We start from the raw sequence: 2,388 nt of genomic DNA on the forward strand, positions 1-2,388 counted from the left end.
CGCCGTCGTCACGTCGGCGATGTTGCGGACCTGGTCGGTCAGGTTGCCGGCCATCGAGTTGACGGAATCGGTGAGGTCCTTCCAGGTCCCGGCGACGCCCTTCACCTTCGCCTGGCCGCCAAGCTTCCCCTCGGTGCCGACCTCGCGGGCGACGCGCGTCACCTCGGCCGAGAAGTTGCCGAGCTGCTCGACCATCTTGTTGATCGTCTTCGCGGTGCGCAGGAACTCGCCCTCGAGCGGCCGGCTCTCGACCTCGAGCGCCATGCTCTTGGACAGGTCGCCCTGGGCGACGGCGCCGATCACCCGCGCCACCTCGCTGGTCGGGTGCACCAGGTCGTCGATCAGCGAGTTGATGCACTCGACCGACTCGCCCCAGAAACCGCGCGCCTCGCGCAAGGACGCACGCTGCTTCAGCTTGCCTTCCTTGCCGACGACCTGGCGCAGGCGCGCCAGCTCCTCGGCCATGTCCGCGTTCTGCTCGACCACGGCATTGAACGCATCGGCCACCTTGCCCGAGACGCCCGACCAGTGCAGCGGCAGGCGCACGGTGGCATCGCCCTTGCGCAGCCCGGTCAGCGCCGCCAGCAGCGCATTCATCTCTTCGGCGCGGCCGGAAACGCTGGGGTCGTCCAGTACCTTCATGCCATCTCCCTCGGGTGAGCAAGCGTTCGGAATGGGGGGCGCTGCGCCTCGCGCACAGCGCCGACGGATTATGCAAGTCGGGCATCGACCGGACGAGCTGGCGCGGCTCCGCCGCCCCATGTCGTGGAACAGGTCACACCCCCGATCCGCGAAGCCGCGCACCCCATCGCGGGCCGCCGCCGCTTCGGCTCACTCCGCCAGACGGCAACGCCGTGCCCGCGCGCGCGACGCTCGGGCGGAGTGGCGGATTCAGGCCGTCGCCGCCACGACGACGAACTCCGCCGGGATCCGGTAGCCGACGCCGTGTCGCCAGGGCGCGATCGCGGCCAGGTAGCGATCGCGCACGCGTCGCCGGACACCCTCGTCGAAGCGGGACCAGGCGAGGGCGACCGGACCGCCGATCAAGGCTGCGTCGCAGGCCTCCCCGGCGTCGGCATGGTCGAGCGTTCCCTCGATGCGGCGGCTGCGGACGCTGGCGAAGCCTGCGTCCGAGCAGGCTCGGGCGAGCGCGTCGTCCTGGCCGAGCCGGAAGAACAGCGGGCAGACGTCGCTCGCCACCTCGGCATCGACGATGCCGAACACCGCCGCCCAGCCGCAGCGGGTTCGCTCGCCCCAGACCGCGGCCACCATCCGGCCGCCCGGGCGCAGCACGCGGCGCAGCTCGCGCAGGGCGCGCTCCGGCTCCGGCATGTACATCAGGCCGAGGGCGCAGAGGGCGACGTCGAAGCCGGCGTCCGGGCAGTCGAGCGCTTCGCCGTCCATGCGCACGAAGCGGGCGTTCGCGGCGCCGCCCTGACGGGCGCGCGCGCTCGCCGCCTCGACCATCGCGCCCGACAGGTCGACGCCGAGCACGGCACCCTCGGGCCCGACCAAGGCCGCGGCCGCCAGCGAGGCGAGCCCGGTGCCGCAGGCGACGTCGAGGACGCGCTGCCCGGGTCGAAGCGCAGCGAGTTCGAGCAGGGCCGTTCGCGCGCCCGCCAGCGGGGCCTGCCACAGCTGCTCGTAATCCGCTGCGGCGAGGTCCCAGCCATAGCGCTGGACCCTTCGCTGCAACCTGGCCTCCACCGCGCGTGCTCAGCGGCGCGTGATGACGATCTCGAGGTACTCGCTCGGCACGACGAGGGCCGCCGCGCCGGCCCGGTTCATGCCGTTCAGCAACTCCAGCAGATCGTTTTCGAGAGCTGTCGCCTTGTCGGACGGCAAGGCCGCGAATGCCTTGTGCACCGGGCCGTACCAGGTGCGGAAGACGTCGATGAAATGGGCCGCCGAGCGGTAGCGGAAGGCGAAGGTCCGCGTCGTGCATTCGATGGTTGCGGACGAGTCGCCGAACAGCGAGCGCAGGTGCGCCTCGTCGCCCCAGAGCGAAGGCGGCTTGACCCCTGGCGGCGGCGGCAGCTGCCTGCCGAGGGTCCGGAACAGCTGGCCGATGAAGCCGGCCGGCGTCCAGTTGGCCATGCCGATCCGGCCGCCGGGACGGCAGACGCGCAGCATCTCGGCCGCGGCGCGGCCGTGGTCGGGCGTGAACATCACTCCGAAGGTCGAGAGCACGACGTCGAAGCTCTTGTCCGCGAAGGGCAGATTCTCGGCGTCCGCCTCGCGGAAGGTGACCCGCAGGCGTTCGGCCGCCGCGCGCTCGCGGCCACGCTCGAGCAGCGCGCCGACATAGTCGGTCGACGTTACCTCGGCGAAGCGGCGGGCGGCGGCGAGCGTCGCATTGCCGTTTCCGGCGGCGACGTCGAGCACGCG

Annotated in this window: 2 protein-coding genes and 1 pseudogene; all 3 read right to left on the minus strand. The window is 72.1% G+C overall.

Features of this window, described 5'->3' with window-relative positions:
* Positions 1 to 642: pseudogene (locus AC30N0_RS04245) on the minus strand (hybrid sensor histidine kinase/response regulator); the annotation flags it as partial.
* 249 nt (positions 643 to 891) lie between these two features.
* Positions 892 to 1,695: a class I SAM-dependent methyltransferase gene (locus AC30N0_RS04250; RefSeq protein ID WP_489516687.1), complete on the minus strand. Its 804-nt coding sequence runs from the start codon at positions 1,693 to 1,695 to the stop codon at positions 892 to 894.
* 21 nt (positions 1,696 to 1,716) lie between these two features.
* On the minus strand, positions 1,717 to 2,388 hold a 672-nt coding region (locus AC30N0_RS04255), incomplete at its 5' end, for a class I SAM-dependent methyltransferase (RefSeq protein ID WP_489516688.1).

The organism is Rhizobacter sp., from assembly GCF_031412495.1.
Taxonomy (GTDB): domain Bacteria; phylum Pseudomonadota; class Gammaproteobacteria; order Burkholderiales; family Burkholderiaceae_C; genus Schlegelella_A.